12 protein-coding genes are annotated in these 15,865 nt (G+C 49.7%); 11 read left to right on the forward strand and 1 reads right to left on the reverse strand.

Features of this window, described 5'->3' with window-relative positions; translation table 11 throughout:
- The first annotated feature begins 33 nt into the window (after window positions 1–33).
- Window positions 34–978 (forward strand): MsnO8 family LLM class oxidoreductase, encoded by a 945-nt coding sequence (locus QMK20_RS05620; RefSeq protein WP_283654946.1) that lies wholly within the window; start codon window positions 34–36, stop codon window positions 976–978.
- Window positions 979–991: 13 nt separating this feature from the next.
- The gene (locus tag QMK20_RS05625; protein WP_283654947.1) at window positions 992–1,981 is read left to right on the forward strand and encodes a THUMP domain-containing class I SAM-dependent methyltransferase; all 990 of its coding nucleotides are present in this window, start codon (window positions 992–994) and stop codon (window positions 1,979–1,981) included.
- 4 nt (window positions 1,982–1,985) lie between these two features.
- On the opposite strand, the gene QMK20_RS05630 is transcribed toward QMK20_RS05625, so the two are convergent.
- Window positions 1,986–2,942 (reverse strand): D-2-hydroxyacid dehydrogenase, encoded by a 957-nt coding sequence (locus QMK20_RS05630; protein WP_283654948.1) that lies wholly within the window; start codon window positions 2,940–2,942, stop codon window positions 1,986–1,988.
- 185 nt (window positions 2,943–3,127) lie between these two features.
- On the opposite strand from QMK20_RS05630, the gene thpR reads away from it, so the two are divergent.
- The 9 genes from thpR (at window position 3,128) to galU (ending at window position 15,851) form a co-directional block, all read left to right on the forward strand.
- Window positions 3,128–3,730: an RNA 2',3'-cyclic phosphodiesterase gene (gene thpR / locus QMK20_RS05635; protein ID WP_283654949.1), complete on the forward strand. Its 603-nt coding sequence runs from the start codon at window positions 3,128–3,130 to the stop codon at window positions 3,728–3,730.
- Between the two features lie 102 nt (window positions 3,731–3,832).
- A complete protein-coding gene (locus QMK20_RS05640; RefSeq protein WP_283654950.1) occupies window positions 3,833–4,645 on the forward strand; it encodes a cell wall hydrolase in 813 nt (270 codons plus the stop codon).
- A 140-nt stretch (window positions 4,646–4,785) separates the two neighbouring features.
- Window positions 4,786–5,469, forward strand: a complete 684-nt coding sequence (locus QMK20_RS05645; protein ID WP_283654951.1) for a metal-dependent hydrolase — start codon at window positions 4,786–4,788, stop codon at window positions 5,467–5,469.
- 462 nt (window positions 5,470–5,931) lie between these two features.
- Window positions 5,932–10,530, forward strand: a complete 4,599-nt coding sequence (gene gltB / locus QMK20_RS05650; RefSeq protein WP_283654952.1) for a glutamate synthase large subunit — start codon at window positions 5,932–5,934, stop codon at window positions 10,528–10,530.
- Between the two features lie 324 nt (window positions 10,531–10,854).
- The gene (locus QMK20_RS05655; RefSeq protein WP_283654953.1) at window positions 10,855–12,492 is read left to right on the forward strand and encodes a sensor histidine kinase; all 1,638 of its coding nucleotides are present in this window, start codon (window positions 10,855–10,857) and stop codon (window positions 12,490–12,492) included.
- 93 nt (window positions 12,493–12,585) lie between these two features.
- Complete coding sequence (locus tag QMK20_RS05660) at window positions 12,586–13,227, forward strand: response regulator (RefSeq protein ID WP_044645228.1); 642 nt, start codon at window positions 12,586–12,588, stop codon at window positions 13,225–13,227.
- 325 nt (window positions 13,228–13,552) lie between these two features.
- Entirely contained in the window at window positions 13,553–14,296 is a 744-nt protein-coding gene (locus QMK20_RS05665; protein ID WP_200893390.1) for a YveK family protein, read from the forward strand.
- Window positions 14,280–14,918 (forward strand): CpsD/CapB family tyrosine-protein kinase, encoded by a 639-nt coding sequence (locus QMK20_RS05670; protein WP_283654954.1) that lies wholly within the window; start codon window positions 14,280–14,282, stop codon window positions 14,916–14,918. The genes QMK20_RS05665 and QMK20_RS05670 overlap by 17 nt, the downstream gene beginning before the upstream one ends.
- A gap of 39 nt (window positions 14,919–14,957) precedes the next feature.
- Window positions 14,958–15,851 carry a UTP--glucose-1-phosphate uridylyltransferase GalU gene (gene galU / locus QMK20_RS05675; RefSeq protein WP_014280252.1) on the forward strand — a complete coding sequence of 298 codons (894 nt, stop codon included), beginning with the start codon at window positions 14,958–14,960 and terminating at the stop codon, window positions 15,849–15,851.
- The last annotated feature ends 14 nt before the right edge of the window (window positions 15,852–15,865 follow it).

The following is a 15,865-nucleotide window of genomic DNA, read 5'->3' on the forward strand; positions in this document are numbered from 1 at the left end:
GTTTTTAAGTATGGAAAAGAAGGGGGGATATCAATGGGTTCTCAGTCTATACCTGCCAAATCACTGAATTTGGGGGTACTGGATATGGTGCCGTTATTGCCCGGAAACCGACCGGAGCAGGCCGTTCAATGGGCAGGAGAGCTGGCCAGACGTGCAGAAGCGTGGGGCTATACGCGCTACTGGACCTCGGAGCATCATGATATGAAGGGGCTAGCTTCCTCCAGCCCGGAAGTGTTGCTGGCTCACATCGGGGCGGTGACCCGGCAAATCAAGCTGGGGGCAGGCGCTATTTTGCTTCCGCATTATAGTCCGGTCAAGGTCGCAGAATGGTTTCATCTGCTGGCGGCTCTATATCCGGGCAGAGTCGAGCTGGGTCTCGGGAGAGCACCCGGTGGAGGACCACATGCTTCGATGGCGCTGAGCGGCAACTTTCTCCAGCATGTGGCTGAACTGCCACAGACGATGGAAGCGCTGCTGGCTTTGCTGGAAGGTACCTACGAGTATGAGCAGGTGCCTGTGTTTGCCCGCCCGATGCCTGAACAGCCACCTGCGCTGTGGATGCTGGGTACAAACCGTAAAAGTGCCGAATACGCCGCCCGGTATTCAACTGGCTATGTGTTCGGTCAATTTATGAGTGGGCAGGATACGAGAGATATGCTGAGCATGTACCGTTCCGGCTTTCAGCCGTCCAAACGAATGGACAAGCCCCGTACGATGGTTGCTGTAGGGGCCATAAGTGCCTCAACGAATGAACAGGCGCAGCGGTGGGCTGCACAGATTACGATGGGTGACCCGGCGATGCGGGCCAATTGGCTGGTGGGAACACCATCGGATGTTGCCGAACGGTTGCGCAGCTTGCAGGTTGAGTACGATAATGATGAATTTTTGTTGGTCACACCCATTCCCGATTATGAGCAGCGGCTTCAATCCTACCGTCTTATAGCAGAGGCCATAAATTCTAGCTATGATTCTAAATGAAAAGAGATCTGACATGAACCGACATGAAATAAATAGTTCTGCTATGAATATGCAAAGATACATATATACCTACGCGTGTCATGAAACCGAGCGAGAGCTGTGTCTTTTGGAGTTGAAAAGCTTTTTCGGCCAGCCGCCTGCGCATGATTCCATGCTGTTGTCCTATCGGCGGTTGGAGCCGGGCACCAGCCCGTTCATCCATCTTCGGCTGGATGTGACCGCAGATGCGGGTACGTTGGATGAGCTATGCGAAGCAGCTTCCGCAATTCACCTTGAAGAAGGGAAGACCTTCAAGGTCCTGTGCCTTAAGGAAGGCGACAACGTGGCTGACTATGACGAGCGTCGCGGTATAGAAAGACGCATTGGCGCACGTATTCGAGGACAGGCGCAAATGAAAGAACCGGATGTCACCCTGGGTGTCATACGGGTAGGAGAGCGATGGCTGCTTGGCAAGTGCATATACAGCGACAGATCGTGGCTGGAGCGCCGTCATAAGCCGCAAAACTACTCCACCGGACTACCAGTGCTGGTAGCCAAAGCGCTTGTGAATTTAGCAGTGCATGACATAGCAGCACAGGATATAGATGTGGGCCGATTGAAGTTGCTGGACCCGTGCTGTGGCATGGGTAATGTGATGATTGAAGCATTGAGCATGGGAAAAGATATTCGCGGTTGTGATATTAATCCGCTGGCGGTACGCGGGGCACGCGTGAATTTGCGTCATTTTGGATATGAAGAGGATCGGGTGAAGCTGGGAGATATGAATCTGCTGGAGGGAACCTATGATGCAGCGATATTGGATATGCCCTATAACCTGTGCTCCGTGCTCCCTGCCGATGAACAAAAGCAGATGCTGCGCAGCCTGAGGCGCTTGGCCGCACGAGCGGTAGTCGTAAGCACGGAGCCGATGGCAGCATTGCTGTCCGAGTCAGGCTGGACCCTCACGGAGCAATGCCGCATACACAAGACAGGTATGAGCCGGGAAATATGGATCTGTGAATAGTTTGTTAATACTGAGTTTTGTAGTTAACCAAATTCAGCGGCAGCTCCTGATCGGCTGCGTAGGCTTTCAAATTGGTGAGGAAAATATCTACCGCCCGTTCAGCGTAACGGTCCGTGTCGCCTGCAATATGCGGCGTAATCAGGACATTCTCCAGACTCCACAGTGGATGTGACGCGGGTAGCGGTTCTTCCTCGAATACATCCAGTCCGGCAAAGGCAATATGCTTTTGCTCCAGAGAGCGCACAAGTGCATCCGTATGGACAGTGTTGCCACGACCTACATTAATGAAGAAAGCTCCCTTACGCATGGCTGCAAATGCCTTTTCGTCAAAGAAGTGACGGGTTTCCTCGGTGAATGGCAGAATATTTACCACGATATCCGCCTCTCCCATCGCTTCATGTAATTGCTCATTTGTGTACATGCGCTTCACATGAGGGGCATCCTTGCCGGAACGACGAACTCCGATCACCCGCATGCCGAAGGCTTCTGCGATCCGGGCCGTTTCACGACCGATTTCGCCCACGCCCGTAATCAGCAGCGTTTTACCGCGTAATTCCGTTAGGTCGCCTTCCGGTGGCTGCCATGTTTTCTGACGTTGCAAGAGAACTGCTTGCTGTAAATACCGTGTATGCGACAGCAGCATCCCGAAGATTTGCTCCGTAATCGGAACGGCATGAACGCCGCTTGTATTGGTGAGTAAAATATGACGCTTTTCCAGCTCTGCAAGTGGCAGCTTATCAATGCCCGCCGACCAGGTCTGTATCCATTTCAGTTTGCTGTCAGGATGCAAAGCCGCTTCGGAAATATGCTTGGACCAGCCTAAAATGACCTCTGCCTGTCGGATTTGTTCAGGCTCCAGCTCTTGGGCTTTACCAATGAACAGCTCATAGCCCGGAGCTGCTGCACGAATTTGCTTTTCTTGCTCTGCGGTAAGCTGGTGTAAACTTACGATGGTTCCCATGATTCATTACCTCCTCGGTTTTTGATTCTTTGGAGCTTCCAATATATTCTGCTGAATCATCCTTTCAAGGATAACAGATTGGTGAAAAGATTGCATAAATAGGGGTAAAAGCGAGCTTGCTGTGTCACTATAGATAACAACGAATGACTGTAGCTCCGATTAGGGATGAAAGGAAGACCATGACGATGAACGGATTACCGCTGGTAGTACCGCAAACAGCACAAACACAAAGACTTTTTACCGCGATTGCTCTCCCGAGCGAGCATAAGAAGGAGTTACGCCGCTGGGTGGAACAGGATGTTAACGAGCTTTCTTTTCGCAAATGGACCGATTTCAGGGATTACCACGTGACACTTCAGTTCCTGGGGGATGTGGCGACCAAGGATATACCGGAACTGGAACAGGCTTTATTTCAGGCGGCCGCTGCACATTCCCCGTTCACTCTCGGGCTTGGCGAACCGGGGACTTTTGGACGAGATGGATTTCCGCGTGTGCTATGGAGGGGAGTTACGGGGCAGAAGGATTCTTTGAACCAGCTCCACCAATCCATAGTTGAGGCTACCGAACCGCTTGGTTTTAAGCCCGAGGAACGGCCTTACAGGCCCCATATCACAGTAGCACGTTCGTATACAGGGCAGGAGCCTATTCCGGCGTCTATGTTTCAGTCCAATGACCGGATAGGCGAGCCGTGGGAAGTGGGAGAATTTGTTTTGTACGCGACCCGAATGGGCCAAAAACCAATGTACCAAATAATTCAAACAATCCCATTATCAAGGTGGAACCCTTGATCTATCAGCGATTTTAGTGATATAGTATTTCAGCGTTATTCAAAAGGCGCATTTTGGGTTACATATCTGAGGAATGTGCCTAAAGTTAACAGGAGGAACATTATGGAAATCGTTAAAGAACATCGTTGGTTTGCACCTCTTTTGAGTGTGCTGCTTGTTTGTATATTGGGGGTAGGCCTCTACGCTGAGGTTCAACAAACACAAAAAAATCATAAAAATGCACCTATGCAATCTCTGAGCTGGTCAGGGAATTCTTCGGCTCCTTCACACGGGGACAGGATGGAGACCCATAACGGGTCAAACAGGACAAGTCCCATCTTTGCCAAGGCTCATGGGCAGCCGAGCTGGAAACAAATCATGCCGACTCCGTTACCCGCTTCCCAGATGAAGCAGGCGGGACAAGCCCGGAGCAATGTTGCAACCGGCGTGAAAAAACCTGAAGTCCAGCATAGCAAGTCCGCAATTCTTCCCCCTCCTACAACCATCTACTTTACGAAGACACAAATGCTCTCTCAGGATGACAAGGCGTTGTCTACCTGGAGCTATCCTGTCTCCGCTAAAGAACTGCTCCTGCTACAAAAAATAGTCATGGCAGAAGCAGAAGGCGAACCGTACGAAGGCAAAGTGGCAGTTGCCAACGTTGTCTTAAACCGGCTGCGGTCAGCCCCATTTCCCGATACGATTCAGGCAGTGATTTATCAAAAAGCGCAATTTAGTCCGGTTGCGAACGGGCGTCTTCGTCGTGTCCACCCCAACCAGGACAGCATTCGTGCGGTTACGGCTGCTTTGAATGGCCATAAAGCCGTGCCTGATAATACCTGTTTTTTCCTGTCGCTGACGTTGGCTCAGGATCTTACGGTTCATCATTCGCGTACCAAAGTGAAAACAATCGGTCATCATACCTTTTACAAATAACAGCCCTTTCTAAACAACAGGGTTCAGCTTTGTGAACGTATTTTTTTCGTGTACAGATGAAGCTTGTATGCAAAAAGCGGTATAATGGGTAAATGAAAGGTACCTAAGTTCTGAAAGTGACAATGGAGGTGGCAGATGATATGAAAATCACATATTACGGGCATTCAGCTGTGCTGGTGGAGGAAGAGGGCAAACGGATTATTATTGATCCTTTTTTGACCGGGAATCCTAAAGCGGTAGTAAAAGCTGAGGATATTCAGGTGGATGCAGTGCTGTTGACGCATGGTCATGCGGATCATTTTGGAGATGCTGTTGAAATTGCCAAGCGCAACGATTGCCCTGTAATCGCGGTGGCGGAATTGGCTGACTATTGTTCATCTCAGGGAGCCAAGGCTCACGGCATGAACCTTGGCGGTGGTCACCAATTTGACGGATTCCATGTAAAATTCACGCTTGCGTTCCACAGCTCCTCTTTAAATGTGAATGGACAAACGATATATATGGGTGAGCCTGCGGGCATTTTATTGACCATAGGCGGCAAAACATTTTTCCATGCTGGCGATACCGCCCTGTTTGGCGATATGCGTCTCATTGGGGAAACTAACTCGATAGATGCTGCGGTATTACCGATTGGTGACGGCTATACCATGGGACCGGAGGATGCGCTGCTGGCAGCTAAATGGCTCCGGGCAAGCCGCGTGATACCAGTGCATTACAATACATTCCCGGGCATTGAGCAGGACGGGAACGCCTTCTGTGACCGTCTGCACAAGGAAGGGATTGAGGGGAAAGCCCTGAATCCCGGTGAAAGCCTCGAATTTTAACCTGCACTGCCGAATTGCAGGGATACGTCTGAGAGTCAGAATGTTCAACAGATATCCTTTATCAGCCTTTTTTGTTCCTTCGGGAATGGGAAAGGCTGGATTTTTTAAAGTGAATATTTATACATAAAAACAGTATATTTTTGCATGTAACATTGAAGCTGTAATGTAAAAGATTTATTATCACAATCATAAAAACTTTGAATTGCTAACATGGTAGGTCAATGATAAAATGATAGAACTAATTAGATTCATCAGTAGATCCGACGTGTTTTTCAAGTCAAGCTATTGCATAATTATTGAAAAGCATTCGCATTCGGCGGACCGTACCGCCTTGAATACGTCACATGTTTTGTCCCCCAATCCTCGTAGTTGTTCTTTGAGTTACCTCTTGTTGCCACTGTCTTCTATTCGGCCGCCTGTATTTCAGGCCAGCATGACTTTATAACAGAAAGGTTGCGTTCCATGAGACAGACAGGTTTACCACCCAAACAGGGATTATACGATCCCCAATTCGAAAAAGACGCCTGCGGCATGGGCTTTGTTGCCCACATCAAGGGAAAACCATCGCACGATATCGTAAGTCAGGCTTTGACCATGCTCGTAAATATGGAGCACCGGGGCGGTCAGGGAAGTGAACCGAACTCCGGTGACGGAGCGGGGATCATGATTCAGGTACCGCATCTGTTTTTTCAAGAGGAAGCGGAGCGACTGGGCTTCAAGCTGCCAAAGGCTGGACATTACGGCGTGGGGATGCTTTTTGTATCCAATGATCCGAAGGTTCGTGAAGTTCATGAGCAGAAGCTGAGAGATATTATCGTAGATGAGGGCCAGAATTGTCTGGGCTTCCGTGATGTTCCGACTTATGACGAAATGCTGGGCAAATCGGCGAAAGCGGCCAAACCGGGCGTACGTCAGGTGTTTATCGGTCGAAGCAGCGATTTGAAGGAAGAGCTGGACTTTGAACGGAAACTGTATGTTATTCGTAAACGGGCGGAGCTTGCCATTCGCTATAACGAAGAGGACCAGAACCGTGAGTCGTTTTATATCCCGAGTTTGTCATGCCGCAAAGTTGTATACAAGGGTATGCTTACAACCGAGCAGGTAGGCAAATTTTATCTGGATTTGCAGGATGAGCGGGTGACTTCGGCAATCGCGCTGATCCATTCCCGTTTCAGTACCAACACGTTCCCGAGCTGGGATCGTGCGCATCCTTATCGTTTTATGATTCACAACGGTGAAATTAACACGATGCGCGGTAACGTGAACTGGATGCATGCACGTCAGGCCCAGTTTGAAAGTGAAGCGTTTGGCGAAGATATCGGCAAGGTAAAACCGGTCATTAACCCGGATGGTTCAGATACAGCCATGTTTGATAATACACTGGAATTTCTGTATTTGAGTGGACGTTCCCTTCCTCATGTAGCCATGATGATGGTGCCGGAGCCTTGGAACAAACACGAGACGATGGACCCGAAGAAGCGGGCATTTTATGAGTATCACAGCACGATGATGGAGCCTTGGGATGGACCGGCTGCGATGGCGTTTACGGACGGTGTTCAGATCGGGGCGATTCTGGATCGCAACGGCCTGCGTCCTGCGCGTTACTATGTGACCAAGGATGACCTGATCGCATTGTCTTCAGAAGCGGGTGTACTGGATATCGCTCCTGAAAATGTACTTTACAAGGATCGTCTTCGTCCGGGACGGATGCTACTGGTCGATACCCAGGAGGGCCGCATCATTTCTGACGAAGAGTTGAAGGAGCGTATCGCTTCCGAGGAACCTTATCAGGAATGGCTGGATGAGCATCTGGTCAATCTGGATGAGCTGCCGGAAGCTCTGGAGCAGCCGGAGCCGAAGCATGAGAATGTAAACCAGCTTCAGCTGGCTTTTGGCTATACGTTTGAAGAACTGCGCAAGATTCTGGAGCCGATGGCGCTCACAGGTGCGGAACCGATTGGCTCGATGGGATATGATGCTCCATTGGCGGTGCTGTCTGACCGTCCGCAACGTTTGTACAACTATTTTAAACAGATGTTTGCTCAAGTCACGAATCCGCCGATTGATGCCATTCGGGAAGAGATCGTAACGTCCACGGCAACTACGATTGGACCTGAGCGCAATTTGCTGCATCCGGAACCTGAAAGCTGTCGTCAGATTCGTCTGGATTCACCGGTGCTGTCGAATGAGGAATTTGCCAAAATTCGTCATGTACACCGTCCAGGCTTCAAGTCGATGACGATTCCGATCTTCTTTGAAGCGAAGGAAGGCGCAGAAGGACTGCGTAAGGCACTCGAAGGACTGTTTGAGGCTGCTGACCGTGTCATTGACAAGGGTCATAACATCCTGATTCTGTCCGACCGTGGCGTGGATGCTGAGAATGCGGCCATTCCGGCGTTGCTGGCTGTCTCCAGCCTGCATCACCACTTGATCAAGCAGGGTACACGCACACGTGTAAGTATTTTGCTGGAGTCCGGAGAGCCGAGAGATATTCATCATTATGCGGTGTTGCTTGGTTACGGCGTGAGTGCGGTTAATCCGTATCTGGCTTTCGAAACGCTGGATGTCATGATTCAGCAGGGCTTGCTGCGCGGTGTCTCGCATGAAAAAGCAATTAAAAATTATATTAAAGCAGCTACCAAGGGTGTCGTTAAAATATTGTCCAAAATGGGTATTTCCACGATTCAGTCGTACCGTGGAGCACAAATTTTTGAGGCCGTAGGTCTCAAACAGGATTTCGTTGATCGCTACTTCACCTGGACACCTTCCCGCATTGGCGGTATCGGTTTGGAGGAAGTCACGGTGGAAGCGCTGGCTCACCACAATCGTGCTTTTACTGACAAGGACGGCAACGACAAGGTGCTGGATTCAGGCGGCGAATATCAATGGCGTAACGATGGGGAAGAGCATTTGTTTAATCCGCAAACGATACATTTGCTCCAGCAGTCGGTTCGCTCGGGAGACTACAAGCTGTACAAGAAATACGCCAAGCTGGTTCAGGGTGAAACTGAACAGCATTTGACGATTCGCTCCATGCTTCAGTTGAAGCCTGCGGGTGAACCTGTGCCACTGGAAGAAGTGGAATCCGCTGCATCGATTATGCGTCGTTTTAAGACGGGAGCTATGTCCTTCGGCTCAATCAGTCAGGAAGCGCATGAGGATATGGCGATTGCGATGAACCGTATCGGCGGCAAGAGCAACACCGGTGAAGGTGGGGAAAACCCTGCACGTTTCATTCCGGATGCCAATGGCGATTCTCGCCGCAGCTCGATCAAGCAGGTGGCATCAGGCCGATTTGGTGTAACGTCGAATTATTTGGTGAACGCCGACGAAATTCAGATTAAAATGGCGCAAGGCGCGAAGCCGGGCGAAGGCGGACAGCTGCCAGGACGCAAGGTGTATCCTTGGGTGGCTGAGGTGCGTGGTTCTACGCCGGGCGTGGGACTGATTTCGCCGCCGCCGCATCACGATATTTATTCTATCGAGGATTTGGCAGAGCTGATCTACGATCTCAAAAACGCCAATCCGCGTGCTGACATTAACGTGAAGCTGGTGTCGGAGGTAGGCGTAGGTACGATTGCAACAGGAGTGGCTAAAGGCCGCGCTGACATTATTCTGGTCAGCGGCTATGACGGGGGTACAGGCGCTTCTCCGCAAGGCTCCATCCGCCATGCGGGTATGCCTTGGGAGCTGGGTCTGGCCGAAACGCATCAGACGCTGATGCTGAACAATCTGCGCGACCGCGTGGTGCTGGAGACAGACGGCAAGATGCTGTCTGGCCGCGATTTGGTGGTAGCTGCTCTGCTGGGCGCGGAAGAATACGGCTTCTCTACAGCGCCGCTTGTGGCGTTGGGCTGTATTATGATGCGGGTTTGCCAAATGGACACCTGTCCGGTTGGTGTGGCTACACAGAATCCGGAGCTGCGCAAAAATTATATGGGTGATCCTGCCCATGTGGTGAATTTTATGCGTTTCATCGCAGAAGATGTCCGCGAAATTATGGCGGAGCTGGGCTTCCGCACGATTCAGGAAATGATCGGACGTACGGACTGTCTGGATACCGTAAACGCCGATTCGCACTGGAAGAAGAAAGGCGTCGATCTGAGCTTGCTGCTGCATGTTCCTGAGTTGGAAGACGGTAGTGTACGTTACCGCGTACAACGCCAAAACCACGGGCTGGAAGAAACGCTTGATATGCAGGAGCTCGTACCGATGGCTGCTGGGGCGTTGGAGAACGGAACAGCTGTAGAGGCTACCATGCCTATAACGAACGTGAATCGGGCCGTAGGTACGATTCTGGGCAGCGAGGTCACCCGCAAGTACGGAGCGGAGGGCTTGCCTGAGGATACGATTCGCTTTAACTTCATCGGATCAGCAGGTCAGAGCTTCGGGGCTTTTATTCCTAAAGGCATCACGCTGAGCGTTGAAGGCGACAGCAATGACTATGTAGGTAAAGGGCTATCCGGTGGTAAGGTTATTGTGAAGAAATCTCACAAAGCGACCTTTAAGGCAGAAGAGAACATTATTATCGGAAATACGGCTTTGTATGGAGCGACCAGCGGGGAAGCTTATATTAGCGGAATTGCAGGGGAGCGCTTTGCCGTTCGGAACTCCGGCGCACGTATCGTCGTCGAGGGTGTCGGCGATCATGGCTGTGAGTATATGACAGGCGGACGTGTAGCTGTACTGGGCGAGACTGGACGGAATTTTGGAGCCGGGATGTCTGGAGGTATTGCATACGTCTATGACCCTCAGGGGACGTTTCTGAGCCGTTGTAACCTGGAAATGGTGCTGCTGGAAGACGTGGAAGCCCCCGCGGAAGCAGCGGATCTGCGTGGTCTGATTCAGCGTCATGTCACGTACACAGGCAGCGAAGCGGGACAACGTATTTTGGATGACTGGCAGACTGCGATTCAGCAGTTTGTACGGGTGATTCCAAAGGATTACAAGCGTATGGTAGAACAGATACAAAAAGAAGAGGCGACCGGCTTGAGCGGGGATGAGGCTCTGCTGGCTGCATTTGAAGCCAATATGCGTGAACTGGCGCGTGCCGGGGGTTAATGAAGCCCCTCACCAAATTCACTAAAAAAGGACTTGCTGAATACCGTTGTTAAGATCACGGTAGTACCAGCAAGTCCCTTTTTTAGTTCTTTGAAAACATGATTTATGTCCTTGACAAACGTTATAGTTTCTGACATTACCCCCAAAATGTTTTCCTGAAACGGTAAATATGTTATAAAAAGTGTCATTTTTTTTGGAATGTAACCGTTTACGTTAGAGTTTATGTCTTGTTATTTATTTTTGGATTGGTTATGATTTTTTTAGAGTACACATGCAAATCTAGTATGCCCATCGTCACTTCAAAACACAGAATAGGGTGACAGGATGAAGTTGAAGAAGTCAGCAGAAGACCAAATGATTTTTTTGTACCGGTATGTATCACTATCTTTAACGTCGCTTGTTTTTCTGTTCGAATCATCCGGATTAATCGTGTGGCAGAAGTTATTACTCATTGTGTTTCTATTTATATCTGTTACATTATTTACGTGGATTTACCGCAAGTACAGACTTCATGAGATGGTACTGAAATGTTGCATTGCTCTGGAAACCGCAGGGATCATTTTGTTGCTGCTCCCGACGGGAGGGATGGATAGTCCGTTCAAATGGTATGTGATTACCCCTATGCTGGTGGCTTGTGCTCATCTTTCTATGAGGTACAGTTGGACGCTCCTTCTTTCTTATATCGGCTTGGTACTCACATTTTGTTATATCTTTTTTACACCAGGTCAATATTTTTTGTGGGATATGGTGTTGCAAAATGCGAATTTATTTCTGGTGCTGATTGTGACCACGATGGCGATGCAGGTGATCGGTGTCATGAAGAATGAGCTGAAGATGGCGAAGGAGCAAGCTAATGAGACGATGGAGCATATTAAGTCGATTTACCACATCATGGAGACGACCAGCCACAACGAGGCATTGAATCTGGGGCAGGTCATCTCGGACTACACGGTTAAGCTGACGAAGCAGAGTCGCGCGTTTTTCTGGTTGGACAGTCAGGAGGAGGATGCGCCGGAGAGCAGCCAGACAGGTTGGACGGTGGAGGAAGAGGAGCAGCTATTCGAGGAGCTGGGGAATTATCGTGAGGAATTCAGGGAAGAACGGGAGCCTTTTTTCAGGCATCTGCCGGAATGGGGCGATTTTCTCATGATCACGGTACCGATGACGACTCGATTTGTAGCGACCATCGGACTCAAGCTGGGCCCGGATCAAAGTCTGACGGGAAGACGCTGGCTTGTGCAGCAACTGATATTCCTCGCTGAGCTGAGCGCCGTGTTTTTGGAGCGCTATGAGCTGGAGCGTATCGAAAATCAGTTGATTGTGACAAATGAGCAGAACCGGATTGCGAATGAAATGCATGATAATGTATCACAAAGTCTTTTTGGCATTGTGTACGCGACGCATTCACTTCGGCAGACATGGCATGATCAGTCGAAGGAGCAGGTGGAGGAACAGATTGAGCTGATTCAGCAATCCGCTAATCAGGCAGTGAGAGAGCTAAAAGGGGCCATTCATAGCTTAAGCTCGAAAAAGAGCGGGGGCCCGACTTGGTTAGGAACAGTGAAAAGCCATCTGCATACGCTGTCCAAGCTGAATCATGTACAGATTGATTTTGATATTCATGGGGATCATTTTTCACTGCCGTACTTGTATCAAAAGGCTTTGTTTCGTATCATATCCGAAGCCGCAGGTAACGCAATCCGGCATGGGTTGGCGAAGCGGATTGATGTGAAGTTAAAATTGACGCCTCAAGTGATTAAATTGTCTATTCATGACGACGGAGTAGGGTTCGAGACAGCGAGAATGGTTGCAGGAGGTGAGGTGGTCAGTGCAGGCAGTGGCCTGGGCATGATGAATATGGAATATTTAGCTCAATCGATGGGAGGTGAATTTGATATTTCAAGTCGAATCGGAGAGGGAACACAGATCCGATTGTCCATTCCGGTAAATGCTTATGAATAAAGATGTGTGAACATCCTGCAATACAAAATCTGCGGTAACAATCGGATACATAGGGATTAAGCAAATCCTGAACTGTAGACAGGAGGCCGAATCATGAAAATTGTCATTGTCGATGATCATCCTTTAGTACGGAAAGGACTCGCTGCGGTTATATCCATGCAGCCCAATGTTCAGTTTGCGGGAGAGGCCCAGAATCAACAGGAAGCACTTGTGGTTATCGAGGAAACGGATCCAGACCTGGTGCTGCTGGACTTGAAACTTGCCGACGAATCAGGTCTGGATATTATCAAAATAGCACGTGGACGCGGGTTCAGAAGCAAATTTATTTTGCTGACATCCTCAGCCACACGAGAAGACTTCCTGAAAGCGGAGGAAGCTTCTGTGGACGGCTACGTACTCAAGGAGGCTTTGCCTGAGGAACTAATTTACGCGATTCATCTTGTCAACAAAGGACGCAAATATTATGATCCTGCTATTCTGGAGAACAAGCTGCGGGAGGATGCGGGCAATCTGACAGACGACCTGACACCGAAGGAAAAGGAAGTATTGGTCGAGCTGGGACAGGGAGCCTGCAACCGCGAAATTGCATCCCGGCTATTCATCAGCGAATTTACAGTCAAAAAGCATGTCAGTCAGATTTTGGCCAAGCTGCGGCTGGCGGATCGGACGCAGGCAGCGTTGTATGCCAATGCGATTGGGCTGGCGAAGTACGAGCCAAGGACATCTAGCGTGTGATACGCTGAAGGCGGTGGCAATGGAATGCCTGTCCGACTGGACAGTGCGCCCATGTAGCTTTCCAGTTCAGTTTATATACCGAGTAACAGAAGAAGCCTCAAAATCACCAGCCTCGGTGGTTTTGGGGCTTTTTTTCGATTTATTTTTCCATAATCAACTAAGACTGGTACAAAAGTATACCATGCCGTAGCCAAAAGTATACAAACTCATCCCCCTGTAGTGATGGAGAAAGTGCCGTCCGGTTCCATGTCGTTCCCACAGCAGCTTGTTACAATTAGATCATCATTAAAATAAGAAGAAAAATGGTATGGGAGGGAGGATTTTTGTGGAGAAAACCATTTTGGATTATCTGGTCCTAATCAAAAAAAGATTGTGGCTGATTGCGATTTTTGTCATTCTCTCATGCGTAACGACTTACTTTGTGAGCGACAATGTCGTGAAGCCGGTCTATTCCGCATCAAGTCAGCTGCTGGTTAACCATATTTCCGGTAAGCAGGGGAGCAACAATCTGAACGACGTCAACACAAGTCTTAATTTGGTGGAAAGCTACAAGCAAATTCTCACTTCACCCAAAATTATGGAGGCTGTCGTAACGACCCATCCCGAATTCGGCTTGACGCAGCAAAAGCTGGCAGAAAAGCTACAGGTCAAAACCTCGGATAAAAGTCAGGTCATCGGCTTGACGTTTGAGGCAGGGAGTTATCCACAGGCCGCCGCTGTTGTCAACGCGGTAACCCAGAAATTCGTGCAGACGGTTCCGGGACTGATGGAATTGAATAATGTGAAAATCTTGAATGAGGCGGACCCGCGGGCCAATCCTGACCCGACCAATGGAAATCCGCTCATGAATATTGCGATTAGCTTTCTCGTATCGCTGATGATTGCGCTGGGCACGATTGTGTTTCTGGAAAGCATCAACGGTACGCTGCGCACGGAAAAAGAGGCAGATGCGGACATCGGTATTCCGGTGATTGCATCCATCCCGGTCATTCGCAAGAAGGACATCGACGGCGCAGCCGGAAATTCCAAAGAACGGGTAGGGGAGCGTAAATATGCTGCGATTGAATGACATGTTGATTACAGAAAGCAATCCTTCATCGTATGTCTCGGAATCATTCCGGTCCCTCCGTACATACATCCGGCAGCAGGTCATCGGGCAGACGGACCGCGGGACGGTTCTGCTGCTGACCTCGCCAGAGAGCGGAGCAGGCAAAACAACGCTGCTCGCCAACATCGGCGTTTCCTTTGCACAAGAAGGCAAGAAGGTGGCTCTGGTGGATTGCAATCTCCATACACCAGCGTTGCACGAGATATTCGGTTTGGAGAATACCGGAGGTTTATCGGCTTATTTGCACGGTGGAGCTTCTTCCAAGTCCATCGTCAGGCATGGCGTGCCAGAGCTGTCTATTATTCCCGGCGGAGACATCTTGTACAACGCAGCTGACTTGCTCGGCAGTGAACGCATGGTGGAGCTGCTGGAAGAGCTAAAACGCGAATATGACATCATACTGCTCGACTCGGCTCCGGCGCTGAACTACACGGATGCCCGGCTGGTCGCAAGCTTGACGGATGGTGTGATTCTCGTCGCCAGACACGCCCGGACCAAACGGGAAGATTTACGCAAAACAAAGCAACTCATGGATCAGGCCGGTGCGACACTGGTTGGAATTGTGATGAATCAGGTGAAGTAAGCAACACCAAAATTCGATGAAGCAAGGAGAATGAGTGCGATGACGAAAAGAGTGAAAAAGGCCATTATTCCAGCAGCAGGGTTGGGTACGCGCTTCCTACCTGCGACCAAAGCAATGCCTAAGGAAATGCTTCCGATTATCAATAAGCCCACAATTCAATATATCGTGGAAGAAGCAATTGCTTCCGGTATTGAGGACATTATTATCGTAACGGGCAAAGGCAAGCGTGCTATTGAGGATCACTTTGACAACGCATTTGAGCTGGAATCGAAACTGCTGGAGGACGGCAAGCTGAAGCTTCTGGAAGAGGTACAGCGTTCTTCGGGAGTAGAAATTCACTACATTCGCCAGAAAGAACCCAAAGGTTTGGGACATGCGGTATGGTGCGCAAGACGCTTTATCGGGGACGAGCCGTTTGGCGTACTGCTGGGTGATGATATCGTAACAGGTCAGAAGCCTTGCCTGCGTCAGCTGATGGATCAGTATGAGGAAACTCAAAATTCCGTCATCGGTGTACAGCGGGTACCGCAGGAATTCACGAATCGCTACGGCATCATTGAACCGGATCAACAGGACGGACGTCTGTATCGGGTAAATAATTTTATAGAGAAACCGGCTCCAGGCACAGCGCCTTCCGATCTGGCTATTATGGGCCGTTATGTATTCTCACCAAAAATTTTCAAGTATCTCGATCTTCAGGAAAAAGGGGCGGGCGGCGAAATTCAGTTGACCGATGCCATCCAAAAGCTGAATCAAAGCGAGCGCGTGTACGCCTATGACTTTGAAGGAACACGTTATGACGTGGGCGAGCGTCTTGGTTATATTTTGACCACACTTGAATTTGCACTCGCTAGCGATGATTTGAAGTATCCGGTTATAGAGGCCATGCACGAGTGGCTGAAAAAGACCGAGAAAGCAACCACGGCAGGTTGAGAGGGGGTACGTCA

Origin of the sequence: Paenibacillus sp. RC334 (assembly GCF_030034735.1) — a bacterium.
Lineage (GTDB): Bacteria > Bacillota > Bacilli > Paenibacillales > Paenibacillaceae > Paenibacillus > Paenibacillus terrae_A.